The organism is Gemmobacter denitrificans (assembly GCF_036964905.1).
GTDB classification, from domain to species: Bacteria; Pseudomonadota; Alphaproteobacteria; order Rhodobacterales; family Rhodobacteraceae; genus Gemmobacter; species Gemmobacter denitrificans.
In genome coordinates this window covers 207,095-230,683 of sequence record NZ_JBALHR010000002.1, presented here as the reverse complement: position 1 = coordinate 230,683, position 23,589 = coordinate 207,095, and the positions used below count along the sequence as shown (strand labels likewise).

The following is a 23,589-nucleotide window of genomic DNA, read 5'->3' as shown; positions in this document are numbered from 1 at the left end:
GCCCGCCTTCGGTGCCGCAAACAGCCTTAGTGGTCGCCCTGCGCTTCCATCAGCGCGCGCAGCAGCTTTTCTTCCGACATGTCGTCATGCGCCGGACGGTCCACCATCTCGCCATTGCCCATGAGGGCGGCCATCTGGTCATCTTCCGGTTCGTCCACCTCGATCTGGGTCTGGTGGCTTTCGATCATGCGCTCGCGCAGCGAGTCGGCCTGCTGGGTTTCATCTGCGATTTCACGCAGGGCCACGACCGGGTTCTTGTCATTGTCACGATCCACCGTCAGGGGCGAACCCGACTGGATCTCGCGCGCCCGATGGGCGGCCAGCATTACCAGTTCGAACCGGTTGGGAACCTTGTCAACGCAATCTTCGACCGTCACGCGGGCCATGGGTTACTCCGTCAGGGGATGGGACATGGAAGGGTTTCCATACGCCTGAACACCCGGCTTGACAAGGGCGAAAGGCAAGTCCCCGCACAATGATACATCGCCCCCGAGGCATCGGTCCCGGGATGCGTCAAAGCCGGACAATTGCTGCCCGATCCAGTTCGGGCAGGGCAGTCAGCATCGCCGCAACAGTCAAGCCGGTCAAGGGGTGGCGCCAGTCGGGTACCACATCCGCCAGTGGCACAAGGACAAAGGCCCGGTCCTGCATGCGGGGATGGGGCAGGATCAGCCGGTCAGGGGCGCGTTGTGCCTGTTCGGCAGACGGCAGATCAATCCATCGCCGCAATTCATTTGCATCGGGCAGGATCTGTTCGCCAAAGGCGATCAGGTCCAGGTCCAGCGTCCGCCCGGCCCAGCGGCTGCTGCGGTGGCGGCCGAACAGCGCCTCGACCCGGTGCAATTCGGCCAGCACCTGTTCGGGACTGCGATCCCCGGTCACGATCTCTGCCGCCGCATTCACATAATCGGGACCGGCCCCTGCCGGAAAGCAGGGCGTGGCATAGATGGAACTGATGCGGATTGGCGTCAGCCCTGCCCGGTCAAGCTCGGCCAGGGCAGAACGCAGAGTTTCAACCGGGGGCCTGTCATCGAAGGGCAGATTGCCACCAATCGCAACCAGAGCGCGATTCGCGCTTGACAAAGAAGGGGTATGGCTCGTCACGATACGGTCAGTCTCTTAAGTATGGATTGCGTTGTTTCGATGGCGGCTGGTATCGAACGATGTTCCGTTCTTTCCAAGACCGCGTTGCCACCACTGGCGCGGAATTGGGGATGGAGCGATTTTGAGGGGAAAAAGATATGTTTTACAAGGACGAACGGCTTGCGCTGTTCATAGACGGGTCCAACCTTTATGCAGCGGCCAAGGCGCTCGGGTTTGACATCGACTACAAGCTTCTGCGGCAGGAGTTCATGCGGCGCGGGAAACTGCTGCGGGCTTTCTACTATACCGCGCTGCTGGAAAATGACGACTATTCGCCCATCCGACCGCTGGTGGATTGGCTGCACTACAATGGCTTCACCATGGTGACCAAACCGGCCAAGGAATATACCGACAGCCAGGGCCGCCGGAAGGTGAAGGGCAACATGGACATTGAACTGACTGTCAATGCCATGGAGCTTGCCCCGCGTGTCGATCACATTGTCCTGTTTTCGGGCGATGGCGATTTCCGGCCGCTGGTGGAAAGCCTGCAGCGGCAGGGTGTGCGCGTTTCGGTCGTTTCGACCATTCGCAGCCAGCCGCCGATGATTGCCGATGAACTGCGCCGTCAGGCCGACAATTTCATCGAACTCGATGAACTGCGCGACGTGATCGGCCGCCCCCCGCGCGAGCCACGCCCGATGGAGCGTGACGACACTGCGGTCGAGGTGAAGTGACCAAGGTGCCGGGGCCGCGGGCCATTTGCCCAGGCGGCCCCCACCTGCCCCGAAATCCGGGCCGGATTGTCGGATGATCGCGCTGTCGGGCCTGTTTCTGGCGGCGCTTCTGGCGGCCACGGTGATCCCTGCCCAATCCGAACTGGTTTTCGCCGGTCTGCAGCTTGCGGGCGGCCATCCGCTCTGGCTGATCTGGCTGGTGGCGACCTGCGGCAATGTGCTGGGGTCCGTGGTCACCTATGCCATGGGGCGCGGGATCGAACGCTTTCGCCACCACCGCTGGTTTCCCGCCACCCCGGAGCAGATGCAGCGCGCGCAGGTCTGGTATGGCCGCTGGGGCGCGGGGAGCCTCCTTCTGAGCTGGGCTCCCGGCGGGGATGTGCTGGTGCTGATGGCCGGGGTGATGCGGCTGCCGGTCCTGCCTTTCCTCATGCTGACCACTTTGGCAAAGGGCGGGCGCTACGCGGCACTGGCAGCGGCGCTTGCTTGGGGCTGGACCTGAGCCGCCATTGCGCCTACCTGAAGGGAACCGCGAAAGAGGCCCACCATGACGACCCAAGCCCTGCCCCCGTTGACGCTTTATCTTGCGGCCCCGCGCGGCTTTTGCGCCGGGGTGGACCGGGCCATCAAGATCGTGGAAATCGCGCTGCAAAAATGGGGCGCCCCGGTCTATGTCCGGCACGAGATCGTGCATAACAAATTCGTGGTGGACAGCCTCAAGGCGCTTGGCGCGGTGTTTGTCGAGGAACTGGACGAGGTGCCAGATGACCGCCCGGTGATCTTTTCCGCCCATGGCGTGCCGAAATCGGTGCCCGCCGCCGCGCAGGCCCGCAACATGGTCTTTGTCGATGCCACCTGCCCGCTGGTCAGCAAGGTGCATATCGAGGCCGAGCGCCATCACGAGAACGGCTTGCAAATGGTGATGATCGGCCATGCAGGCCACCCCGAAACCATCGGCACCATGGGCCAATTGCCCGAGGGCGAGGTGATCCTGGTGGAAACGGTCGAGGATGTGGCGACCGTCACCCCGCGCGATCCCGCGCGTCTGGCCTTCATCACCCAAACCACCCTGTCGGTCGATGACACCATCGACATCATCGCCGCCCTGCGCGCGCGCTTCCCGGCGATCATCGGCCCGCATAAGGAAGATATCTGCTATGCCACCACCAACCGTCAGGCGGCGGTGAAGGCGATTGCGGGCAAGATCGACGCGCTGCTGGTGATCGGTGCGCCGAACTCGTCGAACTCCCGCCGTCTGGTCGAGGTGGGTCGCGCCAATGGCTGCGCCTATGCGCAACTGGTGCAACGCGCGACCGAGATCGACTGGCGCGCGCTGGAAGGCATCCGTTCCATCGGCATCACCGCCGGCGCCAGCGCCCCCGAAGTGCTGGTGAACGAAGTGCTCGATGCCTTCCGCGCCCGGTTTGATACCACGGTCGAACTGGTGGAAACCGCTCAGGAAAACGTGGAATTCAAGGTGCCGCGCGTGCTGCGGGCCTGATCTTTGGCATCCGGCGCGCGGAAAAGCCTTGCGGCAACCATGGAAAGCGGCAGGATGGGCGCAACCATAAGGAGTGCCCGATGTTCCAGATCCTGTCGCCCGAATTCCTGCTGACGGCCTTCATCGTTTGCGTCACCCCCGGCATCGGGGTGGTTTACACCCTGTCGGTCACTTTGGGGGGCGGGTTTCGGGCCGGGTTCTGGGCCTCGGTCGGCTGCACGCTGGCCACAGTGCTGCATATGGCCGTCGCCCTGGCCGGGTTGGCCGCGATCCTGCTGACCAGCGCCATCCTGTTCCAGACAGTGAAATATGCAGGCGTGGCCTATCTGATCTGGATCGCCTGGGCCGTGCTGAAGGGCACCGGCGGAATGGATATTGCGCCGTCGCGCCCCGCAGCCCCCGCAAGGGTCGTCTGGCGCGGAATTGTGCTGAACATCCTGAACCCCAAGCTGCCATTGTTCTTCGTGGCCTTCCTGCCGCAATTCCTGCCCACGACCGGGGCGACCACGGCACAGATGGTGGAACTGGGCCTTGGCTTTGCTGCCATGACCTTTGCCACCTTCCTGCTTTATGCCGGTCTTGCCGCATCGGGCCGGCAGGCGATCCTCGGGTCTAACAGCGTGATGCGCTGGCTGCGCCGCGCCTTTACAGTATCTTTTGCCGCCCTTGGCCTGCGGCTGGCCATGGAACGCGCGGCCTGACGGCCAAGGCGGCGAAGCACTGGCATCCCGGGCGGCTGCGCGCTATGGCTGCGACGGGGGCCATTCCGCCCCGGCAGACAAGCGGACCCGAGTGCATGCCCGACCTTTACGCCTATACCGATGGTGCCTGTTCCGGCAATCCCGGCCCCGGGGGCTGGGGTGTGCTGATGCTGGCCAAGGACGGAGATACGGTCCTGAAGGAACGCACCCTGAATGGCGGCGAAGCCGATACCACCAATAACCGCATGGAATTGCTGGCCGCCATTTCCGCACTGGAAGCCCTGAGCCGCCCGTCAAAGATCATCGTCGTCACCGACAGCGCCTATGTGAAGAACGGCGTCACCGGCTGGATCTTCGGCTGGAAGCGCAATGGCTGGAAAACCGCCGACCGCAAGCCGGTGAAGAATGTCGATCTCTGGCAGCGGCTGGATGAAGCGCAGGCCCGCCATCAGGTGGAATGGCGCTGGATCAAGGGCCATGCCGGGCATGCCGAAAATGAACGAGCCGATGAACTGGCCCGGCAAGGCATGGCACCGTTCAAGAAAGGCGCGGCATGACCTTTGTCGCGGCGCTGGATCTGGCCTCGGTCACTGTCTTTGCGCTGACCGGCGCGCTTGTGGCCAGCCGGGCACAGCTGGATGTGGTGGGGTTCATCTTTCTGGCCTGTCTGACGGCGGTGGGCGGCGGCACCTTGCGCGATGTGCTGATCGGGCGCAGTGCCTTCTGGATTGCCGATCCCGCCGTGCTGGCAGTCGCGGCAGGAGCGGCGATCATTGTGTTCTTCACCGCGCATTTGCTCGAAAGCCGCTACCGGGCGCTGATCTGGCTGGATGCCTGCGCCCTGGCCGTGGCCGTGCCCGCCGGGGTCGGTGTGGCGATCAATGCCGGGCTGGGCTGGCCGGTTGCCATGCTCATGGGCATGATCACCGGCTGCATGGGCGGGCTGATGCGCGATGTGGTCTGCAATGAAGTGCCGCTGGTGTTGAAACAGGGCGAGCTTTATGTGACCGCCGCCCTTGCCGGGGCGCTTGCCGCCGTGGCGCTGCAGGCGCTTGGTCAGGATGGTGCGCTGCTGGCCTGTGCCGGGGTGACCTTCATTCTGCGTGCCGGATCAATCCTGTTTGGCTGGCGCCTGCCGGTTTACCGTCCGCGCCCGCCACGCGACGGGTTGCGATAAAGGGTTTTCCTGTCACATCAACCCGCTATAGTGGCGGCATGGCGCGCAAGAAGATCATTCCGGATACCGAGGTCTATCAGCTGATCCGCACCTTGCTGGCGCAAGGGGGCGACAAGGCGGTGTCCTTTCATTCGGTGGGCCGGGCCTGCGGACTGGCGGCGCCCACACTGGTTCAACGCTTCGGCGCCCGCGATGCCATGTTGCGTGCGGCGCTAGCCGATGGCTGGGACAGGCTGGAGGCCGCCACCATGGCCATCGAGACCGAAGCCCCCCTCACGGCCAAGGGCGCGCAGGCCTTTCTGAAGGCGCTCGCCGAAGATGCGCCGGAATGTGCCGAACTTGCGCTGCTGGCCGCCGATTTCCGCGATGCCCTATTGCGTGACCGGGCCGAAAGCTGGCGCGCGCGCGTCGAGGCTGCGATCGCCTCGCGGCTGGGCGGTGGGGCAAAGGCGCGCGAGGCGGCAGCGATCCTGTTTGCCGCCTGGCAGGGACAGCAGCTCTGGCTGGCGGCGGGGGGCAAGGGCTTTCGGCTGAAGGATGCGGTTCAGCGCCTGAAATAGGTCTGCCAGACCCAGATCAGCGCCATGGCCCCCAGCACGGCCCCGACGAACATCAGCCCCGATTGGGTCAGCCGCACCAGCAACCGCAGCACCACCCACGAGGCCGCCGCCCCCGCCACGCCAAGCGCGACAGTGGTGATCACATCCATCTGAACCCGCATGAAGCGGGTGGCCAGAAAGCCCGCCGCCGCACCGATGATCAGGATCAGCATGAAAGTCATGTACGGTCTCCGTCACCCTTACTGATCTGCAGCTTGCCCCATTGGCTGTGCCCTGTCCATCGGCTGCACGACCATGGCCTGGGCAATGCGGATGAAATCGGCGCGGGTCACCGTGCAAAGCCCATAACGAAACACCATCCCCCAATGGCTTTGCCACCGGGTCAGTTCCAGTTGGCCCAGCAATGGCTGGATCGCGGCAGGGCGGGCGGGTTGCCACAGGACATGACGACGCCAGGGGGTAAAGCCCCCGCCCATATCGACCTGCCAGGGCTCCCCCTCCCCTACCCGACCAATTGCCGTGAAGGCCTGCAGTGGCTGCCCTGCCGGAAAGCGGTCGCGCGGCGAATAGATGACCACCCCATCCCCCGGCCGCATCCGGCGCAAAGGGGCGGCCTTGCCATGGCAGGCCTGCACGATGCCCCATTCCTGCCCCCGCGCCGCATGATCGGCCGAGGCGGTGACAACCCAATATCTCGTTTCTGTGTGTGGCATGACAGGCCCCCTTTCAGGCCCCTGTCATCGCATATGGCCCTGCAGGATTCTGTCAGCAGTCTTTCAGCCAAGGCGATCCGGCAGCGTGAAGCCACGCAGGAAATCGGCAGGCGGCATCGGCTTCTTGCCCTCGCGCTGCGCCAGGGTGATCTCCACCGCGCCCGCACCACAAGCCACCGTCATCCCGTGCAGCACCTGCCCCGGCACGCCCATGCCTGGCACAACGCGGCTGGCCAGCAGCTTCACCCGCTCGCCCGCCACCTCGCACCAGGCGCCGGGAAAGGGCGAAAGACCGCGGATCAACCGATCCACCGCCACCGCAGGCTGCGCCCAATCCACCCGCGCCTCGGCCTTGTCGATCTTGGCGGCATAGGTCACGCCCTCTGCCGATTGGACCTCTGGCACCAGCTCCGGCAGGCGCGCCAAAGCCTCACCGATCAGCCGCGCGCCCATGACGCTCAACCGATCATGCAAAGCGCCGGTGGTCTCCTCCGCCCCGATCACTGTCGCCTCGCGCAGCAGCACCGGCCCGGTATCAAGACCCGCCTCCATCTGCATGATGCAAATGCCGGTTTCCGCATCGCCCGCCATGATCGCGCGATGGATCGGCGCCGCCCCGCGCCAGCGCGGCAGCAGGCTTGCATGAATGTTCAAACAGCCATGGCGCGGCGCGTCCAGCACCGCCTGCGGCAAGATCAGCCCATAGGCCACCACAACCGCCACATCGGCACCCAGCGCGGCAAATTCCGCCTGCGCCTCTGGCGATTTCAGGCTGAGCGGGTGGCGAACCGGCAGGCCCAGGCTTTCTGCCCGCGCCTGCACCGGCGAGGGGCGATCCTTCTTGCCGCGCCCCGCCGGGCGGGGGGGCTGGCTATAGACGCAGACCACCTCGTGATCCCGCGCCAAGGCCTCCAGCACCGGAACCGAAAACTCCGGCGTGCCCATGAACACAACCTTCACCCGCGCCTCCGCAGCTTTTCCGCCTTGGCAATCAGCATCTTGCGCTTCACCGGGCCAAGATGGTCGAAATACATCCTGCCATTGATATGGTCGATCTGATGCTGCACGGATGTCGCCCATAGCCCGACGAAATCGCGTTCTTCCACCACCCCATCGGCATTCAGAAACCGCACCGTCACTGCGCGCGGACGGCTGATCACGGCCGAGACACCGGGCAGATTGGGGCTGGCTTCTTCATGCTCGCGGAATTGGACGGAGGCGTGCAGAACCTCGGGGTTGGCCATGCGCACGGCCTGCCCGCGTTCGGTGGAGCAATCCACCACCGCCAGCCGCAGCATGACCCCGATCTGCGGCGCGCCAAGGCCATAGCCCGGCATCGCCTCCATCGTGTCAATCATGTCGGCCCAGATGGCGCGCACCTCATCGGTGATGGCCTCAACCGGGGCGGCGGCGGTTTGCAGGCGCTTGTCAGGCCAGGAAAGGCAGCGTCGGACAGTCACAGGTAATACTGCTTTTCGGCAATGGCCCGCGCCTCGGGCGTCAGGCGATGAAGGGTCACGATCCCGTCAAGATGATCGAATTCATGCTGGGCGCAGATGGCGGCAAAACCGGTCAGGTCTTCCTCCACCTGCTGGCCGTCCAGGTTGGTATAGCGCAGGCGGATCGCATCGGCCCGGCTGATCTGGGTTTCGATCCCCGGCAGCGACAGGCAGCCTTCGGGGCCGATCCGGCGGCTGTCAGACATCCACAGGATATCGGGGTCGATCACCACTTTCGGATCGGCGGCCCCGGTTTTCCACCCGGCATCCATCACGAAAATCCGCCGCAGCACCCCGACCTGCGGCGCGGCCAGACCGCGGCCCGGAGCGGCATACATCGTTTCCAGCATATCGGCGGCAAGCTGGCGAATGTCATCGGTGACCGCCCCCACCCCGGTACAGCGTTGCGCAAGGCGGCCATCGGGCCATGTCAGGATGGGCAGCACCGCCATCAGGCCTGCCGCGCCCGTTCGCGCTTCAGCTTTTCCATCTTGCGGGTGATCATCTGCCGCTTCAGCGGGCCCAGAAAATCGATGAACAGCCGGCCATTCAGATGGTCGATCTCGTGCTGCACGCAGGTCGCCCAAAGGCCGCCGAACTGTTCTTCCTGCTGCGTGCCATCCAGCGCCAGCCAGCGCACCCGCACCTCGGCCGGGCGGTCCACCTCGGCATATTGATCGGGGATCGACAGGCAGCCTTCCTCATAGGTGGACAGATCTTCCGAAGCCCAGATGATTTCCGGGTTCAGCAAGACCATCGGGCACGGGGTTTCGGGCGCCTTGGCGCAATCCATCACGATGACCCGGCGCAAGACACCGATCTGCGGCGCAGCCAGACCGATGCCCGGCGCGTCATACATGGTTTCCAGCATGTCTTCGGCCAGACGAACGATGTCCTCGGTGATTTCGGTCACCGGATCGCAGGTCTTTTTCAGGCGTGGGTCGGGGTGGAGCAGGATCGGGCGTTTCATGGGTTTCATTTACGCAATCCTGCCGGGCTGTGCAATTGTCTGGCGGAAGAGCAGCGGATTTCCCGCCGGTCTTTCGCGAAAACCTGGCACAAGGGAGACTTTCCGACAGCATGAAGGGGTCGTGAGAAAGTTTCCACCGCTGCAACACAGATGCATGATGATGATTGCATATATCCGCCAATTATTGGCCAGTTTTCTCGCATCACCTATGCTGTGCAAATCCCATTGCACCCGCGCCGCCAAAAGTTACCCTTGCGGCACAGACGGAAGGAAGCCCCCATGACCACCGCCCCAAATTTTGACGAAACCATCTGCCGCAGTGGCACCCATTCGGTGAAATGGGACATGATGGAAAAGCTTTATGGGGTTCCGGCGCAGGATGGCATTGCCATGTGGGTCGCCGATATGGAATTCCGCCCGCCGCACTGTGTTCAGGCCGCGCTGGAAAAGATGTGCGCGCATGGCATCTATGGCTACTACGGCGATGATGCGGAATACCTAGCCGCAATCCAGTGGTGGATGGCCAACCGGCATGGCTGGAATGTGCCGGCCGAGGCGATCTTCACCACGCATGGGTTGGTGAATGGCACGGCACTTTGCGTGGACAGCTTCACCCAGCCGGGGGATGGCGTGATCCTGATGACACCGGTGTATCATGCCTTTGCACGGGTGATCCGCGCGGCAGGGCGCGAGGTGATCGAATGTCCGCTGGATGTGACCGATGGCCGCCTGAGCTTTGATACCGCCGACTGGGCTGCCAAGGTTACGCCCAGAACAAGGATGCTGATCCTGTGTTCGCCGCATAACCCGGGCGGGCGGGTCTGGAGCCTGGCGGAACTGCGCGCGGTGGCCGATTTCTGCAAGGCGCATGACCTGATCCTTGTGTCGGATGAAATCCATCACGATCTGGTCTATCCGGGCCACAAGCATACCGTGATGCCGCTGGCCGCGCCTGATATTCAGGATCGGCTTGTCGTGATGACGGCCACCACCAAGACCTTCAACATCGCGGGCGGCCATTCGGGCAATGTGATCATCCTTGATCCCGCATTGCGCGCCCGCTTTGCCGACCGGATGAATGCACTGGGCATTTCGGCCAATTCCTTTGGCCTGTTCATGGCGACGGCAGCCTACAGCCCCGAAGGTGCCGCCTGGGTTGATGCGCTGATCGCCTATCTGGATGGCAATCGCCGCCTGTTCGATGACGGCGTGCACGCCATTCCGGGCCTGCGATCCATGGCGCTGGAATCCACCTATCTCGCCTGGGTCGATTTTTCCGGCACGGGCATGACCCCGACCGAGTTCATCGACCGGGTGCAGAAAGGCGCGCGCATTGCCGCCAATCATGGGGCAAGCTTCGGACTGGGTGGCGAACATTACCTGCGCTTCAATCTGGCCGCCCCCCGCGCCCAGGTGGCCGAGGCCGTGGCGCGGCTGCAGCAGGCGTTTCAGGATCTGCAATGAACCTGCTGGCGCGGCTGTTTTCCGCACTGACGCTGCTGGCCTTGCTGGCTGCAGCGGCGGTGCTGATCTGGCCGCGCCTGCAAGCCCCGCCGGACCCGCAGCCCCCCGTGGATCTGCAGGGGCCGGTGGATTTCATCCTTGTGGAAAAATCCGCCCGGCGGATGACCGTCTTTCGCAAGGGCGCCGCGCTGAAGACCTATCGCATTGCCCTGGGCTTTGCGCCGGTGGGCGACAAGGTCCGACAGGGGGATGGCCGCACGCCCGAGGGCCGGTTCAGGATTGATCGCCGCAACGCAGCCAGTGCCTATCACCTGTCACTGGGGCTGGATTATCCGCGCCCCGAAGATCGCGCCCGCGCGCAGGCCGGCGGCTATGATCCCGGCGGCGACATCTTCATCCACGGCCAACCCAATGCCCTGCCCGCCAGCACAGCCTTGCGCCATGACTGGACTGCAGGCTGCATTGCCGTGACAAATGCCGAAATAGCCGAACTGTTTGCCGCTGTTGCCATTGGAACCGAGGTCGAAGTGCGCCCCTGAGGATCGGGGCAATTGGCGCCCCCCAGTCAGGTCAATTCCGGGGCAAAAGCCCGCTGGGCGCATCGGGATCGCGGACATAATCCAGCGCCGGGCGGTCGCTGACCACATTGCTGCGCTTGAAGCTGCAGACCAGCCGCCCTTGCGACACTTCGCTGGCGATCACCAACCCCTGCAAGATGTGGTTCGCCCCGTCAAAGACATCAATAATGCCGCGCAACCGGGGGGCCTTTGCCGCCTCCAGCACGATCTGATCTTCGGTCAGGCTCAGCACGGGAAACACCGCTTCCCCCAGTTGCACCCGCAGCCGTGAGCGGCGTGCCCGGCGGCCCTGCGCAAGGTCCAGCCCGTCCCTGATCTCCTGCGGCAGATGTTCCAGCATGAGCGCGTCCTCCCTTGTCGTTCAGTGTTGCCCGCAAGTCGTTAAAAACAAGGCAAGAACCGACAGTATGATGACAAAATGCGCGCTGTGCCCCTGACGCAACGGATTCGGTGCGCAAAAGACACTGCCGCCCTCGGATCGGGCATCGGTTGCCTTCGGGCGGGGAATCGGCAATCTCTGCCGCAAACAGGGGGTTGGGCATGAATGCGCAGGCAAAGCCGGATCATGGCGGCGGGGTAGATGCCGCTGTCGCGGAATGGGGGGGCAGCCGGGCCGATTGGCTCGATCTGTCCACCGGCATCAACCCGGCCCCCTATCCGCTGCCCGGATTCTCGCCCGATTGCTGGACCGCCCTGCCCGACCAGCGGGCGCAGGATGCGCTGATCGCCGCCGCGCGCCGGTTCTGGGCCGTGCCCGAGCCGGCCGAGGTGGTGGCCGCGCCCGGGGCCTCGGCGCTGATCGCGCGGATGCCAGCCTTGTGCCCGGCCCCGGCCTGCATTCCCGGCCCCACCTATAACGAACATGCCCGTGCCTTTCTTGCGGCAGGCCAACCGGTATTGGCGGAAGGCCCTGCCCCGGTGCAGGTGGTCGTACATCCCAACAATCCCGATGGCCGGGTCTGGCCCGCGACGGTGGCGGGCGGCAGGCTGACGGTGATCGACGAAAGCTTTTGCGACGTCATGCCCGAGGCCAGCCAGATCGCCCGCGCGGCAACACCCGGGGTGATCGTGCTGAAAAGCTTTGGCAAGTTCTGGGGGCTGGCCGGGCTGCGGCTGGGCTTTGCCATTGGCCTGCCCGAAACCCTGCGCGGGCCGACCGGGCATCTGACCGATCTTCTGGGCCCCTGGCCGGTTTCGGGCCCGGCCCTGCACGCGGGGACCGTGGCGCTGCAGGATGACGCCTGGGCCCTGGCCACCCGTATCCGGCTGGCCCGCGATGCGGCCCGGCTGGATGCGCTGGTACCGGCTTCGCTGGTGGGGGGCACCAGCCTGTTCCGGCTGTATGACACGCCGGATGCCGCGCGCTGGCAGGCCACTCTGGCCCGCCACCATATCTGGAGCCGGGTCTTTCCCTATGCCCCGCGCTGGCTGCGGCTCGGCCTGCCGCCCGCGCATGGCTGGAACCGGCTGGCCCGCGCCCTGGGAGAATGCCAATGAGCGCCACGCTGCTATTGCCCGCGATGCTGCTGGATGCGGCCCTGGGGGAACCGAAATGCCTCTGGGATCGCTGGCCGCATCCGGCGGTGCTGATGGGCAGGATCGTCGGCGCCTTTGATCGACAGTTGAACCGGGGCGCGGCGCGGAAGGCAAAGGGTGCGCTGGCCATGGGGCTGATGGCCCTTGCCGCATGGGTGCTGGGCTGGCTGATTGCGGCCATTCCCGACGGCGGCGTGCTGGAAATTCTGGCGGTGGCCATCCTTCTGGCGCAGCGCAGTCTGGTAGATCATGTCCGCGCAGTGGCCACGGGACTGCGCGGCAGTCTGGCCGAAGGGCGGCGGCAGGTGGCGATGATCGTGGGCCGCGATACCGCCGTGATGGATGAACCCGCTGTGGCGCGCGCTGCCATCGAAAGCGCCGCCGAAAACCTGTCGGACGGGGTGATTGCACCGCTGTTCTGGTATCTGGTGGCAGGCTTGCCGGGCCTGCTGCTGTACAAGATCACCAATACCGCCGACAGCATGATCGGCCACCGCACCCCCCGGCATGAACAATTCGGCTGGGCCGCCGCACGGTTCGACGATCTGCTGAACCTGATCCCGGCGCGGCTGACCGCGCTGCTGCTGGCGCTGGCGCATGGCCGGTTCGACGCGGCCCCGGTCATCCTGCGCGATGCGCCGCTGCACCGCAGCCCCAATGCGGGCTGGCCCGAGGCGGCGATGGCCGTGGTTCTGGGCATCTCGCTGTCCGGGCCACGCAGCTATGACGGCCAGATGCGCAATTTTCCATGGGTCTATCCCGAAGGCCGCCGCAACCCCGGCCCGACCGAGATCGAGGCCGCCTGCACCGCGCTGTGGCGGGCATGGGGGCTGATGCTGGCGATCACATTTGCTTTGGTGCTGCTATGACCGTGACGATGCCGGAATTGATGGCAGCCCTGCCGGAATTGATGGCAGCCCTGCCGCATGTGCTGGCTGCGCCCAAGGATGCGGCGCCCATTCTGCAATTGTGCTTTCGCCCGGGCTATGGGGAACGCGATTTCCGCGACGAAATCGCCGTAACCCGCGCCGATGGCATTCCGGGCGAAAGGTTCGGCACCGCCCCGTGGGCACGACTGGCCGATGGATCGGGCGATCCACGCATTCAGGTTTCGATCCTGCCGGTCCGGGTGATGGATCTGGTCTGGCGCGACCGCAGCGGCACGCCACATCCGGGCGATACGATCGTGGCCGATCTGGATACCAGTCTGGCCAATCTGCCCGTCGGCACCCTGCTGCAAGCGGGCAGCGCGGTTCTGCGGGTCAGCGACCTGTTCAACGATGCATGCGTCAAGTGGAAGGTGCGCTATGGGCAGGATGCGAAGGATTGGGTCACCCTGCCCGGCCACCCGGAATTGCGCTTGCGCGGGGTGCTATGTTCGGTGGAACGCGATGGGGTGATGCGGCGGGGCGACCGCCTGACCAAGCTGCCCCCGCCGCAATAGGACCGGGCCAGACGCCCGGCCGTTGGATCAGGCCACGCGCGAGGGCACCCGCGATTCCAGCCAGCGTATTCCCAGCACCAGAATGCCCGTGATCACCATATAGACCACCGCCAGCAACAGCAGCGGTTCATAGGTGATGAAGGTATCCTGCCGCACCCGGCTCGCCACGGCGTAGATGTCCACCACCGTGATTGTGGCCACCAGCGGGGTTGCCTTCAACTGCAGGACGGTTTCCCCCCCCAGCGTGGGCAAGGCCCGGTGCAGCGCCTGTGGCAGCCAGATACGGCGCAGGATGGTCAGACGCGGCATGCCCATGGCCCGCGCGGCCTCCAGCTGGCCCTTGGCCACGCCCTTGAAAGCCCCGCGCATCACCTCGCCCTCATATCCTGCAAAGCTGAGCGTCAGCGCAAGCAAAGCATAGGGCCAGGCCTGACGCAGGATTGGCCACAACTCGCTTTGCCGGATCCAGGGGATCTGTGGAAACAGCGACCCCAACCCATAGTAAAGCAGCCACAATTGCAGCAGCAGCGGCGTGCCGCGGATCACCGTGCAAAAGGCGCGCGCGGGCCAATCCAGCCACCACGGCCCGGCCACCTGCGCCAGACCCAGCGGGATCGCCAACGCCAGCCCCAGCACAACCGATGCCGCCAGCAGCCACAGCGTGCGCCAGATGCCCAGAACGGCCAGATCCAGATAGTTCGGCAGCCAGTCCCAACGCAGGGCATAAATGCTCCACCCCACGATCAGCAGGGCGATCAGCGCCATCACGATACGATGCGGCGCCCAGAAGTCGCGAGTCAGGATCATCCGCGCATCTCCGGCTGGCCACGACGGGCGCGGCGTTCCATCAGCGCAAACAGCCAGCCCGATCCGATCGACAGGATCAGATACAGCAGCCCTGCCGCCATGAAGAAGGTGAAATAGGCCTTGGTCGTGCCTGCCGCCTGCCGGGTAACCTGGGTCAGTTCGGCAAAGCCCACCACGGCCAGCAGCGCCGTATCCTTGGTGGCCACCAGCCACAGATTGCCCAGGCCGGGCAAGGCATTGGACAGCATCAGCGGCAGCGTCACACGGCGGGCCAAAAGACCAGGCGACATGCCCATGGCACGCGCCGCCTCGATCTGGCCTGCCGGCACCGACTGGATGGCACCGCGCAACACTTCGGTGGCATAGGCCCCCTGCACCACCCCCAGAACGGCGATCCCGGCAGCAAGGCCGGAAATCTGGATCCGCGCATATCCCATTGCCACCAGCGTCTGGTTCACCGCATCGGTGACTGCATAGTAAAGGATCAGGATCAGCACCAGTTCCGGCACCGCCCGGACGACGGTGGTATAAACCGCCAGAAGATCACGCGTGACTGGCCCGCCATAAAGCTTGCCAAAGGCCCCCGCCGTGCCAATGCCCAGACCCAGCGCAAAGGCCCCGACCGCAATCATCACGGAATTCACCAGACCTGCCAGCAGGTTCCCCCCCCAACCGGGGGGGGAATAGGCCAGCAACTCGGCCATGGAGGCGGCGCCCGCCGCCCCGATCAGCCCAAGCACCGCTTAGCCGCCGTAGATCGACGAAGCGAAATAGGGCTTCGAAATCGTCTCATAGGTGCCATCCGAAAGCACCTTGGCGATCCCGGCATTGAACTTGGCCTTCAGATCATCCTCACCCTTGCGCAGACCCACACCGACACCAAGACCCAGCACTTCGGGATCGTCGGCCACAGCCCCCTTCAGCTCGCAGCAGGCCGCGCCCGCATCCGTGGCGAGGAAGGCATCCAGCGCGATGCTGTCCGCCTGGGTCGCATCAATGCGGCCTGCGGCCAGATCCTGATTGGCTTCATCCTGGGTCTGGTAGATCTTGATCTCGGCGGCGGTGGCGGCGAAATGCTTCTGCGCATAGGCCTCGTGGATGGTCGAAACCTGCACACCGATGATCTTGCCAGCCAGCCCTTCGGGCGTCGCGGCCATCTCCATGCCCTTCGGGCCCATGATCATCGTCGGGGTGTTATAATATTTGTCCGAGAAATCGATGGTCTGCATCCGCTCTTCGGTGATCGACATGGAGGCCATGATGGCGTCAATTTGCCCCGCGGTCAGCGCGGGGATGATGCCATCCCAGGCCACCGGAACGATTTCACACTCCATCTCGGCAGCCTTGCAGACTGCGCCGATCAGGTCCACTTCCCAGCCCACCCAATTGCCGCTGGCATCGGGCGAGGCGAAGGGCGGATAGGGTTCTGCAGCGATGCCCACTTTCACGGCTTCCGCCATGGCGGCGCCGGACAACATCAGGGCTGCGGCAACACCCAGAGCGATTTTCTTCATCATATACCTCTTCTGTTGGACTTTGTTTTTGGCGCAGGGATCAGCCCACGCTTTTCAGGAACTGTTTCAACCTGTCGGATTTCGGCGCCCCGAACAAGGCCTCGGGCGGGCCCTCTTCCTCGATCACGCCATTATGCAGATAGATGACATGGCTTGCCACCTCGCGCGCGAATTTCATCTCGTGGGTCACCAGGATCATGGTCCGCCCCTCGGCGGCCAGATCGCGGATCACGGCCAGAACTTCGCCCACCAGTTCGGGATCAAGCGCCGAAGTGGGTTCATCAAACAGCATGGCGCGCGGATCGACGCACAGCGCCCGGGCAATCGCGGCGCGTTGCTGCTGGCCGCCCGACAGAAAGGCCGGATAGGTATCGGCCTTGGCGGAAAGCCCCACCCGGTCCAGCAGACGCTGCGCCCGGGTGATGGCTTCCGCTTTCGGCACCTTCAACACATGCACCGGCACTTCGATCAGATTTTCCAGAATGGTGCGATGGGACCAGAGATTGAACTGCTGGAACACCATCCCAAGCCGCTGGCGCAAGGCCTCGATCTGGCGGCGGTCGGCGGGGCTGCCATCGGGCTTCATCCGCACCTCTTCGCCGCCGATCACGATCCGGCCTGCCGACGGCGTTTCCAGAAAGTTGATGCAGCGAAGCATGGTCGATTTGCCAGACCCGGACCCGCCAATGATGGCGACGACATCGCCTTCCCGCGCGCACAGCGATACTCCCTTCAACACCTCAAGCGGGCCGAAAGACTTGCGCAAGCCTTCAATGCGGATCGCTTCGGGGCGCAGTTCGGTATCGATGCGGGGGGCGGTTGCGCTGGCGGTCATCGTCACTCCGTATTTCCCTGATTGAACTAAGCGCACATCCCTGCAATTATGCAAGTGTATAATTGAGGGTGCCATGGCAGGCGAACGGCGAAAGTTCAGGCGGGAAGGCGAGGAAAAACGGCGCGATGCGCTGATCACCGCCGCATTGGACCTGATTTCGGAAGGCGGTCAAGGTAGCGCCACCGTGCGTGCCATTGCCGATCGCGCAGGTGTGACGCCTGGCCTGATTCGCCACTATTTTCAGACCAAGGAAGACCTGACCCGCGAAGCCTATCGCGCGCTGATGGACCGGATGGTCGAAGATAACGCCGCCGTGCTGGAGGCAGCCCCCGCAGACCCGGCGGCCCGTCTGGCGGCCTTTGTCGCCGCAGCCCTGCGCCCGCCGGTGATGGATCCGGGCCGCATGGGCTTGTGGGCCGGGTTCATCCATCAGGTGCGCCGCGATGCCGACATGGCGGCCGTCCATGCCGAAACCTATCTGGGCTATCGTGCCCGGCTGGAAGAGATGATCGCGGCCCTGCCAGGGCCGCGCGAAGCTGCCGCGATCCGGCGGCTGGCCATTGCCTGCAATGGTGTGATCGACGGGTTGTGGCTGGAAGGCTGCGCCCTGCCCGGTGCCTTTGAACCGGGCGAACTGGAACAGATCGGTCTGGCGGCGGTGGGCGCGATTGTCGGGATCGACCTGACCGCGCATCACCCGCTGCCGCCACCTTCAACGGAGTTCGCGCCATGAGATATGCGTCCGTCACCACGCGCCTTGCCGATCTGGGCGGGGCCAAATGGGAAATCCACGCCAAGGCCCGGGCCATGAAGGCCGCAGGCCTGCCGGTGCTGGAATTCACCATCGGCGAGCCCGACGTGCCCTGCCCCGACAATCTGATCGAAACCGCAGCCACGGCGATGCGGGCGGGCCGGACCGGATACAGCAATGGCCGGGGCGAGCCCGCCCTGACGCGCGCATTGGCCGACCGCTATTCGGCACGGCGCGGGCGGACGATCAGCCCGGATCAGGTCATGTGTTTTCCGGGCACCCAGACCACGCTTTACGCCATCCTGATGGCCCTTGTGGAAGCCGGGGATGAGGTTCTGGTGGGCGACCCGATGTATGCCACCTATGAAGGCCTGATCCGCGCCACCGGTGCCGCGCCGGTCGGGGTCACGCTGCGCCCCGAACGCGGCTTCCGGCTGGACCCCGCCGATCTGGCCCGCGCCGTCACACCGCGCAGCCGGGTGATCTTTCTCAATACCCCGCACAACCCGACCGGCGCCGTGTTGACCCGCGCCGATCTGGCGGCCATCAGCGAAATTGCCCGCGCGCATGATCTGTGGGTTCTCTCGGACGAGGTGTACGAGGATCTGGTGTTCGACGGGGTGGACTTCGTTTCGCCGCTCGATCTGCCAGAACTGGCAGACAGGGCCATCGCCTGCGCCTCGATTTCCAAATCCCATGCCGCGCCCGGATTCCGGTCGGGATGGTGTGTCGGCCCGGCTGAATTCTGCGCCCGGCTTCTGCCGCTGTCGGAAACCATGTTGTTCGGCAATCAACCTTTCATCGCCGACATGACGGCGGCGGCCATCTCGGCCCCGTCCGAAGTTGCTGCGGGAATGGTCGCGCGGTTCTCGGCCCGGGCGGCGCTGATCCATGATCGGCTGCATGGGGTGGCCGGGCTGCGGGTGCACTGCCCCGATGCCGGAATGTTCGCGCTGGTCGATGTTCGGGCGACCGGGCTTTCGGGGCAGGATTTCGCTGCCGGGCTGCTGGAGGCCGAACAGGTCGCCGTGATGCCGGGCGAAAGCTTTGGCGCGGCGCTGTCGGGCTGGCTGCGGCTGGCCTTGAGCCAGCCGGATGCCGTGACCGAAGAAGGCTGCAGCCGCATTGCGCGCCATGCCGCGCGCCTGTTGGACCGCGCGGCCTGAAGGGGGAGAGACATGGCGGAACTGACAGTCGGACAGGCGCTCGTCGCCGGGTTGAAACAGCGCGGGGTCGAGGTCGTGTTCGGCATTCCCGGCGTGCATACGGTTGAACTGTATCGCGGCCTTGCCGGATCGGGCATCCGCCATGTCACGGCCCGCCACGAACAGGGCGCGGCCTTCATGGCCGATGGCTATGCGCGCGTTTCGGGCAAGCCCGGCGTGGCTTTCGTCATCACCGGGCCGGGGCTGACCAATGCGCTGACCGCCATGGCGCAGGCGCGCGAGGATTCCGTGCCGGTTCTGATCATCTCGGGTGTGAACCGCCGGGCCAGCCTGGGTCAGGGGTTGGGATTGCTGCATGAATTGCCCGATCAGGCCGGAATGGTTGCGAAGCTTTGCCCCAGTTTTCAGGTCACAGGGCCCGAAACCTTGGAACCTGTTCTGAACCGGGCCTTTGCGGCGCTGGAAACCGGGCGGCCCGGCCCGGTGCATATCGAGGTGCCGACCGATGTGATGCCCCTGCCCGCCCATGCGCCACGCATGGCCCCGGCCCCCATGGCGCGTGCCGCCGATCCGGCTCAGATCGCCGCTGCACAGGCGCTGCTGGCGGCGGCGCAACGCCCGGTCATTCTGGCAGGCGGCGGCTGTCGTCAGGCCGAAGGGGCCTTGCGGGCTCTGGCTGAAGCCCTGGATGCCCCGGTCATCCAGACCAGCAATGCCCGGGGGCTGATGCATGGCCATGTGCTGACCGTGCCGGCCTCGCCCTCGCTTGACGCAACCCGCGCGCTGATCGCGGCGTCGGATCAGATTCTGGCCGTCGGCACCGAATTCGGCCCCACCGATTACGACATGTATGTGCGCGGTGGCCTGCCCGATTGCAGCGGCATGATCCGCGTCGATCTTTGCGCCGATCAACTGGCCCGCCACCCCTGTCGCCTGCCCATCCAGGCCGATGCAGGCACGGCGATGGCAGCGCTCACAAAGGGGCTGCCCAAGGTGAAGCGCCATGGGGCCGACCGTGCCGCCCAGGCCCGGCAGGGCGCCCGCCGCGAATTGCCAAGCCTGTCACCGGCCATGCCCCACCAGTTGCAGATGTTGGAGGCAATCCGTGGCGCCCAGCCCGGTGCGCTGATCGTGGGCGACAGCACGCAGCCGGTCTATGCCGGAAACCTGTTCTATGACCATGACCGCCCGGGTGGCTGGTTCAACGCGGCCACCGGCTTTGGCGCGCTTGGTTTTGGCCCCGGCGCGGCGGTCGGGGCGGCACTGGCTTCCCCCGGCACGCCTGTCATCTGCCTGATCGGCGATGGCGGCCTGCAGTTCAGCCCCGGAGAATTGCGCACTGCCCGCGATGAAGGCCTGCCAATCACTTTCCTTGTCTGGAACAATGCAGGCTTCCGCGAAATCGCCGAGGCGATGGCCGCCGTCGATGCCCCGGTTCTGGGCTGCGATCCCAGCCCGCTGCGGATGGAACCCTTCGCCGCGGCCTGCGATCTGCCCTTCCAATCGGTCGAAAACACGCCCGAGGCGCTGGCAGCCGCGCTGCATGCGCCGGTCGATGGCCCAAGGCTGATTGAAATCCGGGTCTCCTGATCTGCATTTCGGGGCTGGCAGGCATAGTGCAGCCGCCAGACAGGTGCGACACGCTGCCGCTTTCCATGGCAATGCGGCCGGAGGGGGCTCGATGCCCCCGACGGACGCGCCCCTTTGCCGAAAGCCTGCTTGAATTTGATCAAATTCAACGGCATAAGCGGGCAAATCCCGGAGCTTCGCATGACCGATTCCCCCCTTGTCGCAGGTATCGCCCCTGAAAAGCTGACCAAACTCGCCCGGCGCGAGGCGGAACGCTATGCCAGCCGCCGCCCCAAAACCCGCAAGGCCCTCGAAACCGGGGCGTCGCAGTTCCTCGACGGTGTGCCAATGCACTGGATGAAGGACTGGCCGATGCCCTTCGCCATGCTGGTGCACTCGGCGAAGGGGGCGAAGATCACCGATATTGACGGCAATGAAATTCATGATTTCTGCCTGGGCGATACCGGGTCGATGTTCGGCCATTCGCCCGCACCCGTGGCCCGTGCCATCCGCGCGCAGGCCCGGCATGGCCTGACCTATATGCTGCCGACCGAGGCCGCGCTCGACGCCGCCGCGCTTCTGACACAGACATTCGGGGATTTCCGCTGGCAGATCGCCACGACGGCGACCGATGCCAACCGCTTTGCCTTGCGCGTCGCCCGCGCGGTGACGGGGCGGCGCAAGGTGCTGGTGTTCAACGGCTGCTATCACGGCACGCTGGATGACACGATGGTCGAACTGCGCGACGGCAAGACCCAATCGCGCCAAGGTCTTGTCGGCCAATTCACCGATCTGGCCGAGGGTGCCGTGGCGGTGGAATTCAATGACATTGCCGCCGTTGAAGCCGCGCTGCAAACCGGCGACGTGGCCGCCGTGCTGACCGAACCGGTGATGACCAATTCCTGCATGGTACTGCCCGAGGCGGGCTTTCATGACGGGCTGCGGGCACTGACCCGAAAATATGGCAGCCTGCTGATCATTGACGAAACCCACACCATTTCCTCAGGCTTTGGCGGCTATACCAAGGTCCATTCGCTGAACCCCGATATGTTCGTGGTGGGCAAATGCGTGGCCGGCGGTATGCCCACTGCCGTCTGGGGCATGCGCCCCGAACTGGCGGATCGCTTCGCCGCCTATAATGCCACGCGGGCGCCCGGCCATTCCGGCATGGGCACCACACTGTCGGCCAATCCGATGCAATTTGCCTGCCTGCGCGCCACCCTGTCCGAGGTGATGACGCCAAGCGCCTACAAGCACATGGAAAAGGGGGCGGAGCGGCTTTCGTCCGGGCTGGCCCGGTCGATCAACCGCCATGGCGCGCCCTGGCATGTGGTGCGGGTGGGCGCGCGGGTGGAATTCATCTGCGCCCCCGGCCCGCTGAAAAACGGCGCCGAGGCCGCCCATGCCCATCAGCCCGAGGTGGAAGCGGCGATCCATACTGCGCTTCTCAATCGCGGCTGCCTGATCGCGCCCTTCCACAACATGATGCTGGTCAGCCCCGCCACCACCAAGCGCCAGATCGACCGCCTGATCGCCGCTTTCGACGAAATCCTTGACGAATTGTTCTGATCCATGACCGAGACTTTCAGCCCCTCCGGCTCCACCCTCGCCGAGGCGGAGGCCTTTCTGGCCGCGCATCCCGAAATCGAGGCTTTCGACATCGTCTTGCACGATGCCAATGGCATTGGCCGTGGCAAGATCATCCGCCGCCACGAGCTTTTGTCCTTCTACAAGGGCGGGCGGCATCTGCCGATCTCGATCCTTGGCCTCGATATCTGCGGCGAGGATGTGCATGAAACCGGGCTGATCTGGGATCAGGGCGATGGTGATTTACGGGCCTGGCCGATCCCCGGCACCTTGAAGCCCCTGCACAACACCACGCCCCCGCGTGGTGAGGTGTTCATGTCGATGTATGATCTGGAGGGCAACAAGATGTCCTCCGATCCGCGTCATGCGCTGCAACGGCAGGTGGATCGGCTGGCCGAGATGGGCCTGAAACCGGCAGGCGCGTTCGAGCTGGAGTTTTTCCTGCTGTCGAATGAACGCGATGCGCGCGGCAAGATGGTGCCAGCGCGCGATGTGCTGGATGACCGCCCCTCCACCAAGACCGAAGTGTATTCGGTCGATCACCTGCATGGCATGCTGCCGCTGTTCTCGGACATTTACGCGGCGGCGGAGAAATCCGGCATCAAGGCCGAAACGATGATCAGCGAATATGCCCCCGGCCAATATGAGCTGACGCTGCATTACCGCGAAGACGTGATGCTGGCCGCCGATGATCTGATGCGGCTGAAGCGGATCGTGCGGGCGCAGGCACGGGCACATGGGGTGACGGCCTGTTTCATGGCCAAACCGAATGAGGATTACGCAGGCTCGGGCATGCATTTCCACGTCTCGATGCAAGACCGGGACGGACGTAATGTCTTTGTGGAAGACGTCGAGGGCCAGTGGTCCGACACGATCCTGCATGCGCTTGGCGGGTTGCGCGCGACCATGGGCGAAAGCATGTTGGTCTTTGCCCCGCATGCGAACAGCTGGCGGCGGTTCTCGTCGCAATCCTACGCCCCGGTCAGCCCGACCTGGGGGGTGAACAACCGATCAGTCGCGCTGCGCATTCCGGCCGGTGACATTCGCGCGCGCCGGATCGAACATCGCCCGGCGGGGGTGGATGCCAACCCCTATCTGGTGGCGGCAACCGTGCTGGCGGGTATTCGCAAGGGCCTGATCGAAAAGATCAATCCGGGGCCGGAAACCACCGGCAATGGCTATGATGCAGGCCAGGACGCACCGCCAATTCCGGCGGACTGGCGCTCGGCCATCGTGGCCGCGCAGGGCTCGGAGTTCCTGAAAGACGCGCTTGGGCCGGATATGCACCGCACCTTCACCGCCATCAAGGCGGCCGAATATGCGCGGGTGGCGCGCACGGTGTCAGAGGTGGATTTCGACCTTTACCTGCACACGGTCTGACCTGACCGCCGCCGGGCGGA

At 64.9% G+C, this 23,589-nt stretch carries 30 protein-coding genes; 17 read left to right on the top strand and 13 right to left on the bottom strand.

The features are described from left to right. Nucleotides 1-26: 26 nt before the first annotated feature. Together rpoZ and folK are read right to left on the bottom strand one after the other, a co-directional pair. Entirely contained in the window at nt 27-386 is a 360-nt protein-coding gene (rpoZ, locus tag V6590_RS04205; protein ID WP_335420025.1) for a DNA-directed RNA polymerase subunit omega, read from the bottom strand. A 127-nt stretch (nt 387-513) separates the two neighbouring features. Next, a complete protein-coding gene (gene folK, locus V6590_RS04200; protein WP_335420022.1) occupies nt 514-1,083 on the bottom strand; it encodes a 2-amino-4-hydroxy-6-hydroxymethyldihydropteridine diphosphokinase in 570 nt (189 codons plus the stop codon). 158 nt (nt 1,084-1,241) lie between these two features. Here folK and V6590_RS04195 point away from each other — a divergent pair, with 158 nt between their 5' ends. From V6590_RS04195 to V6590_RS04165, 7 genes are all read left to right on the top strand, one after another. Further along, on the top strand, nt 1,242-1,817 hold the full coding sequence (locus V6590_RS04195) for a LabA-like NYN domain-containing protein (protein WP_335420020.1): 576 nt from the start codon (nt 1,242-1,244) through the stop codon (nt 1,815-1,817). A gap of 73 nt (nt 1,818-1,890) precedes the next feature. Next, on the top strand, nt 1,891-2,319 hold the full coding sequence (locus V6590_RS04190; protein ID WP_335420017.1) for a YqaA family protein: 429 nt from the start codon (nt 1,891-1,893) through the stop codon (nt 2,317-2,319). Nucleotides 2,320-2,364: 45 nt separating this feature from the next. Next, nucleotides 2,365-3,318 (top strand): 4-hydroxy-3-methylbut-2-enyl diphosphate reductase, encoded by a 954-nt coding sequence (ispH, locus tag V6590_RS04185; RefSeq protein WP_335420014.1) that lies wholly within the window; start codon nt 2,365-2,367, stop codon nt 3,316-3,318. 92 nt (nt 3,319-3,410) lie between these two features. Continuing rightward, on the top strand, nt 3,411-4,019 hold the full coding sequence (locus V6590_RS04180; RefSeq protein WP_335420853.1) for a LysE family translocator: 609 nt from the start codon (nt 3,411-3,413) through the stop codon (nt 4,017-4,019). Between the two features lie 95 nt (nt 4,020-4,114). Further along, on the top strand, nt 4,115-4,576 hold the full coding sequence (gene rnhA, locus V6590_RS04175) for a ribonuclease HI (protein ID WP_335420011.1): 462 nt from the start codon (nt 4,115-4,117) through the stop codon (nt 4,574-4,576). Further along, nucleotides 4,573-5,196, top strand: a complete 624-nt coding sequence (locus V6590_RS04170; RefSeq protein WP_335420009.1) for a trimeric intracellular cation channel family protein — start codon at nt 4,573-4,575, stop codon at nt 5,194-5,196. Before rnhA ends, V6590_RS04170 begins: the two co-directional genes overlap by 4 nt. 38 nt (nt 5,197-5,234) lie before the next feature. Continuing rightward, the gene (locus tag V6590_RS04165; RefSeq protein ID WP_335420006.1) at nt 5,235-5,756 is read left to right on the top strand and encodes a transcriptional regulator; all 522 of its coding nucleotides are present in this window, start codon (nt 5,235-5,237) and stop codon (nt 5,754-5,756) included. On the opposite strand, the gene V6590_RS04160 is transcribed toward V6590_RS04165, so the two are convergent. The 6 genes from V6590_RS04160 to def (V6590_RS04135) all read right to left on the bottom strand — a co-directional run bounded on the left by V6590_RS04160 (nt 5,741) and on the right by def (V6590_RS04135) (nt 8,938). Next, nucleotides 5,741-5,977: a GlsB/YeaQ/YmgE family stress response membrane protein gene (locus tag V6590_RS04160; protein WP_335420004.1), complete on the bottom strand. Its 237-nt coding sequence runs from the start codon at nt 5,975-5,977 to the stop codon at nt 5,741-5,743. The genes V6590_RS04165 and V6590_RS04160 overlap by 16 nt on opposite strands. Nucleotides 5,978-5,995: 18 nt before the next feature. Then, the gene (locus V6590_RS04155; RefSeq protein ID WP_335420001.1) at nt 5,996-6,469 is read right to left on the bottom strand and encodes an EVE domain-containing protein; all 474 of its coding nucleotides are present in this window, start codon (nt 6,467-6,469) and stop codon (nt 5,996-5,998) included. 63 nt (nt 6,470-6,532) lie between these two features. Continuing rightward, nucleotides 6,533-7,429 carry a methionyl-tRNA formyltransferase gene (gene fmt, locus V6590_RS04150; RefSeq protein WP_335419998.1) on the bottom strand — a complete coding sequence of 299 codons (897 nt, stop codon included), beginning with the start codon at nt 7,427-7,429 and terminating at the stop codon, nt 6,533-6,535. Beyond that, the gene (gene def / locus V6590_RS04145) at nt 7,426-7,929 is read right to left on the bottom strand and encodes a peptide deformylase (protein ID WP_335419995.1); all 504 of its coding nucleotides are present in this window, start codon (nt 7,927-7,929) and stop codon (nt 7,426-7,428) included. The genes fmt and def (V6590_RS04145) overlap by 4 nt, the downstream gene beginning before the upstream one ends. Further along, nucleotides 7,926-8,420 carry a peptide deformylase gene (gene def, locus V6590_RS04140; protein ID WP_335419991.1) on the bottom strand — a complete coding sequence of 165 codons (495 nt, stop codon included), beginning with the start codon at nt 8,418-8,420 and terminating at the stop codon, nt 7,926-7,928. Before def (V6590_RS04140) ends, def (V6590_RS04145) begins: the two co-directional genes overlap by 4 nt. After that, nucleotides 8,420-8,938 carry a peptide deformylase gene (gene def / locus V6590_RS04135; RefSeq protein WP_335419989.1) on the bottom strand — a complete coding sequence of 173 codons (519 nt, stop codon included), beginning with the start codon at nt 8,936-8,938 and terminating at the stop codon, nt 8,420-8,422. Before def (V6590_RS04135) ends, def (V6590_RS04140) begins: the two co-directional genes overlap by 1 nt. 279 nt (nt 8,939-9,217) lie before the next feature. Here def (V6590_RS04135) and V6590_RS04130 point away from each other — a divergent pair, with 279 nt between their 5' ends. Both V6590_RS04130 and V6590_RS04125 read left to right on the top strand, forming a co-directional pair. Next, nucleotides 9,218-10,402 carry a MalY/PatB family protein gene (locus V6590_RS04130; RefSeq protein ID WP_335419987.1) on the top strand — a complete coding sequence of 395 codons (1,185 nt, stop codon included), beginning with the start codon at nt 9,218-9,220 and terminating at the stop codon, nt 10,400-10,402. Continuing rightward, nucleotides 10,399-10,941 carry a L,D-transpeptidase family protein gene (locus tag V6590_RS04125; protein ID WP_335419983.1) on the top strand — a complete coding sequence of 181 codons (543 nt, stop codon included), beginning with the start codon at nt 10,399-10,401 and terminating at the stop codon, nt 10,939-10,941. Before V6590_RS04130 ends, V6590_RS04125 begins: the two co-directional genes overlap by 4 nt. A 31-nt stretch (nt 10,942-10,972) precedes the next feature. On the opposite strand, the gene V6590_RS04120 is transcribed toward V6590_RS04125, so the two are convergent. Further along, nucleotides 10,973-11,320 (bottom strand): hypothetical protein, encoded by a 348-nt coding sequence (locus tag V6590_RS04120; RefSeq protein WP_335419980.1) that lies wholly within the window; start codon nt 11,318-11,320, stop codon nt 10,973-10,975. Between the two features lie 200 nt (nt 11,321-11,520). Here V6590_RS04120 and V6590_RS04115 point away from each other — a divergent pair, with 200 nt between their 5' ends. The 3 genes from V6590_RS04115 to V6590_RS04105 are packed head-to-tail and all read left to right on the top strand — an operon-like array spanning nt 11,521 to nt 13,960. Then, the gene (locus V6590_RS04115; RefSeq protein ID WP_335419977.1) at nt 11,521-12,477 is read left to right on the top strand and encodes a threonine-phosphate decarboxylase; all 957 of its coding nucleotides are present in this window, start codon (nt 11,521-11,523) and stop codon (nt 12,475-12,477) included. Next, on the top strand, nt 12,474-13,385 hold the full coding sequence (cbiB, locus tag V6590_RS04110) for an adenosylcobinamide-phosphate synthase CbiB (RefSeq protein ID WP_335419973.1): 912 nt from the start codon (nt 12,474-12,476) through the stop codon (nt 13,383-13,385). The genes V6590_RS04115 and cbiB overlap by 4 nt, the downstream gene beginning before the upstream one ends. Next, nucleotides 13,382-13,960 (top strand): hypothetical protein, encoded by a 579-nt coding sequence (locus V6590_RS04105; protein WP_335419970.1) that lies wholly within the window; start codon nt 13,382-13,384, stop codon nt 13,958-13,960. Before cbiB ends, V6590_RS04105 begins: the two co-directional genes overlap by 4 nt. 27 nt (nt 13,961-13,987) lie before the next feature. Here V6590_RS04105 and V6590_RS04100 read toward each other — a convergent pair whose 3' ends face one another. The 4 genes from V6590_RS04100 to V6590_RS04085 are packed head-to-tail and all read right to left on the bottom strand — an operon-like array spanning nt 13,988 to nt 17,116. Next, nucleotides 13,988-14,767: an ABC transporter permease gene (locus tag V6590_RS04100; RefSeq protein ID WP_335419968.1), complete on the bottom strand. Its 780-nt coding sequence runs from the start codon at nt 14,765-14,767 to the stop codon at nt 13,988-13,990. Further along, complete coding sequence (locus V6590_RS04095) at nt 14,764-15,507, bottom strand: ABC transporter permease (RefSeq protein WP_434063225.1); 744 nt, start codon at nt 15,505-15,507, stop codon at nt 14,764-14,766. Before V6590_RS04095 ends, V6590_RS04100 begins: the two co-directional genes overlap by 4 nt. 3 nt (nt 15,508-15,510) lie before the next feature. Then, complete coding sequence (locus tag V6590_RS04090) at nt 15,511-16,284, bottom strand: transporter substrate-binding domain-containing protein (protein WP_434063224.1); 774 nt, start codon at nt 16,282-16,284, stop codon at nt 15,511-15,513. Nucleotides 16,285-16,321: 37 nt separating this feature from the next. Beyond that, a complete protein-coding gene (locus tag V6590_RS04085) occupies nt 16,322-17,116 on the bottom strand; it encodes an ABC transporter ATP-binding protein (RefSeq protein ID WP_335419964.1) in 795 nt (264 codons plus the stop codon). Between the two features lie 73 nt (nt 17,117-17,189). Here V6590_RS04085 and V6590_RS04080 point away from each other — a divergent pair, with 73 nt between their 5' ends. The 5 genes from V6590_RS04080 (at nt 17,190) to V6590_RS04060 (ending at nt 23,569) form a co-directional block, all read left to right on the top strand. Continuing rightward, on the top strand, nt 17,190-17,849 hold the full coding sequence (locus V6590_RS04080) for a TetR/AcrR family transcriptional regulator (RefSeq protein ID WP_335419961.1): 660 nt from the start codon (nt 17,190-17,192) through the stop codon (nt 17,847-17,849). Next, nucleotides 17,846-19,033 carry a pyridoxal phosphate-dependent aminotransferase gene (locus V6590_RS04075; protein ID WP_335419959.1) on the top strand — a complete coding sequence of 396 codons (1,188 nt, stop codon included), beginning with the start codon at nt 17,846-17,848 and terminating at the stop codon, nt 19,031-19,033. The genes V6590_RS04080 and V6590_RS04075 overlap by 4 nt, the downstream gene beginning before the upstream one ends. 12 nt (nt 19,034-19,045) lie before the next feature. Next, nucleotides 19,046-20,623 (top strand): 5-guanidino-2-oxopentanoate decarboxylase, encoded by a 1,578-nt coding sequence (locus V6590_RS04070; protein ID WP_335419957.1) that lies wholly within the window; start codon nt 19,046-19,048, stop codon nt 20,621-20,623. Between the two features lie 180 nt (nt 20,624-20,803). Beyond that, nucleotides 20,804-22,171 carry an aspartate aminotransferase family protein gene (locus V6590_RS04065; RefSeq protein WP_335419954.1) on the top strand — a complete coding sequence of 456 codons (1,368 nt, stop codon included), beginning with the start codon at nt 20,804-20,806 and terminating at the stop codon, nt 22,169-22,171. Between the two features lie 3 nt (nt 22,172-22,174). Then, nucleotides 22,175-23,569, top strand: coding sequence for a glutamine synthetase family protein (locus V6590_RS04060; RefSeq protein ID WP_335419950.1), 1,395 nt, complete (start codon nt 22,175-22,177; stop codon nt 23,567-23,569). The last annotated feature ends 20 nt before the right edge of the window (nt 23,570-23,589 follow it).

Coding starts and splice junctions, on each gene's coding strand:
- rpoZ (WP_335420025.1), bottom strand. CDS start 386: ATGGCCCGCGTGACGGTCGAAGATTGCGTTGACAAGGTTCCCAACCGG.
- V6590_RS04195 (WP_335420020.1), top strand. CDS start 1,242: ATGTTTTACAAGGACGAACGGCTTGCGCTGTTCATAGACGGGTCCAAC.
- V6590_RS04190 (WP_335420017.1), top strand. CDS start 1,891: ATGATCGCGCTGTCGGGCCTGTTTCTGGCGGCGCTTCTGGCGGCCACG.
- ispH (WP_335420014.1), top strand. CDS start 2,365: ATGACGACCCAAGCCCTGCCCCCGTTGACGCTTTATCTTGCGGCCCCG.
- rnhA (WP_335420011.1), top strand. CDS start 4,115: ATGCCCGACCTTTACGCCTATACCGATGGTGCCTGTTCCGGCAATCCC.
- V6590_RS04170 (WP_335420009.1), top strand. CDS start 4,573: ATGACCTTTGTCGCGGCGCTGGATCTGGCCTCGGTCACTGTCTTTGCG.
- V6590_RS04165 (WP_335420006.1), top strand. CDS start 5,235: ATGGCGCGCAAGAAGATCATTCCGGATACCGAGGTCTATCAGCTGATC.
- V6590_RS04160 (WP_335420004.1), bottom strand. CDS start 5,977: ATGACTTTCATGCTGATCCTGATCATCGGTGCGGCGGCGGGCTTTCTG.
- V6590_RS04155 (WP_335420001.1), bottom strand. CDS start 6,469: ATGCCACACACAGAAACGAGATATTGGGTTGTCACCGCCTCGGCCGAT.
- def (WP_335419991.1), bottom strand. CDS start 8,420: ATGGCGGTGCTGCCCATCCTGACATGGCCCGATGGCCGCCTTGCGCAA.
- def (WP_335419989.1), bottom strand. CDS start 8,938: ATGAAACGCCCGATCCTGCTCCACCCCGACCCACGCCTGAAAAAGACC.
- V6590_RS04130 (WP_335419987.1), top strand. CDS start 9,218: ATGACCACCGCCCCAAATTTTGACGAAACCATCTGCCGCAGTGGCACC.
- V6590_RS04125 (WP_335419983.1), top strand. CDS start 10,399: ATGAACCTGCTGGCGCGGCTGTTTTCCGCACTGACGCTGCTGGCCTTG.
- V6590_RS04120 (WP_335419980.1), bottom strand. CDS start 11,320: ATGCTGGAACATCTGCCGCAGGAGATCAGGGACGGGCTGGACCTTGCG.
- V6590_RS04115 (WP_335419977.1), top strand. CDS start 11,521: ATGAATGCGCAGGCAAAGCCGGATCATGGCGGCGGGGTAGATGCCGCT.
- cbiB (WP_335419973.1), top strand. CDS start 12,474: ATGAGCGCCACGCTGCTATTGCCCGCGATGCTGCTGGATGCGGCCCTG.
- V6590_RS04105 (WP_335419970.1), top strand. CDS start 13,382: ATGACCGTGACGATGCCGGAATTGATGGCAGCCCTGCCGGAATTGATG.
- V6590_RS04100 (WP_335419968.1), bottom strand. CDS start 14,767: ATGATCCTGACTCGCGACTTCTGGGCGCCGCATCGTATCGTGATGGCG.
- V6590_RS04090 (WP_434063224.1), bottom strand. CDS start 16,284: ATGATGAAGAAAATCGCTCTGGGTGTTGCCGCAGCCCTGATGTTGTCC.
- V6590_RS04085 (WP_335419964.1), bottom strand. CDS start 17,116: ATGACCGCCAGCGCAACCGCCCCCCGCATCGATACCGAACTGCGCCCC.
- V6590_RS04080 (WP_335419961.1), top strand. CDS start 17,190: ATGGCAGGCGAACGGCGAAAGTTCAGGCGGGAAGGCGAGGAAAAACGG.
- V6590_RS04075 (WP_335419959.1), top strand. CDS start 17,846: ATGAGATATGCGTCCGTCACCACGCGCCTTGCCGATCTGGGCGGGGCC.
- V6590_RS04070 (WP_335419957.1), top strand. CDS start 19,046: ATGGCGGAACTGACAGTCGGACAGGCGCTCGTCGCCGGGTTGAAACAG.
- V6590_RS04065 (WP_335419954.1), top strand. CDS start 20,804: ATGACCGATTCCCCCCTTGTCGCAGGTATCGCCCCTGAAAAGCTGACC.
- V6590_RS04060 (WP_335419950.1), top strand. CDS start 22,175: ATGACCGAGACTTTCAGCCCCTCCGGCTCCACCCTCGCCGAGGCGGAG.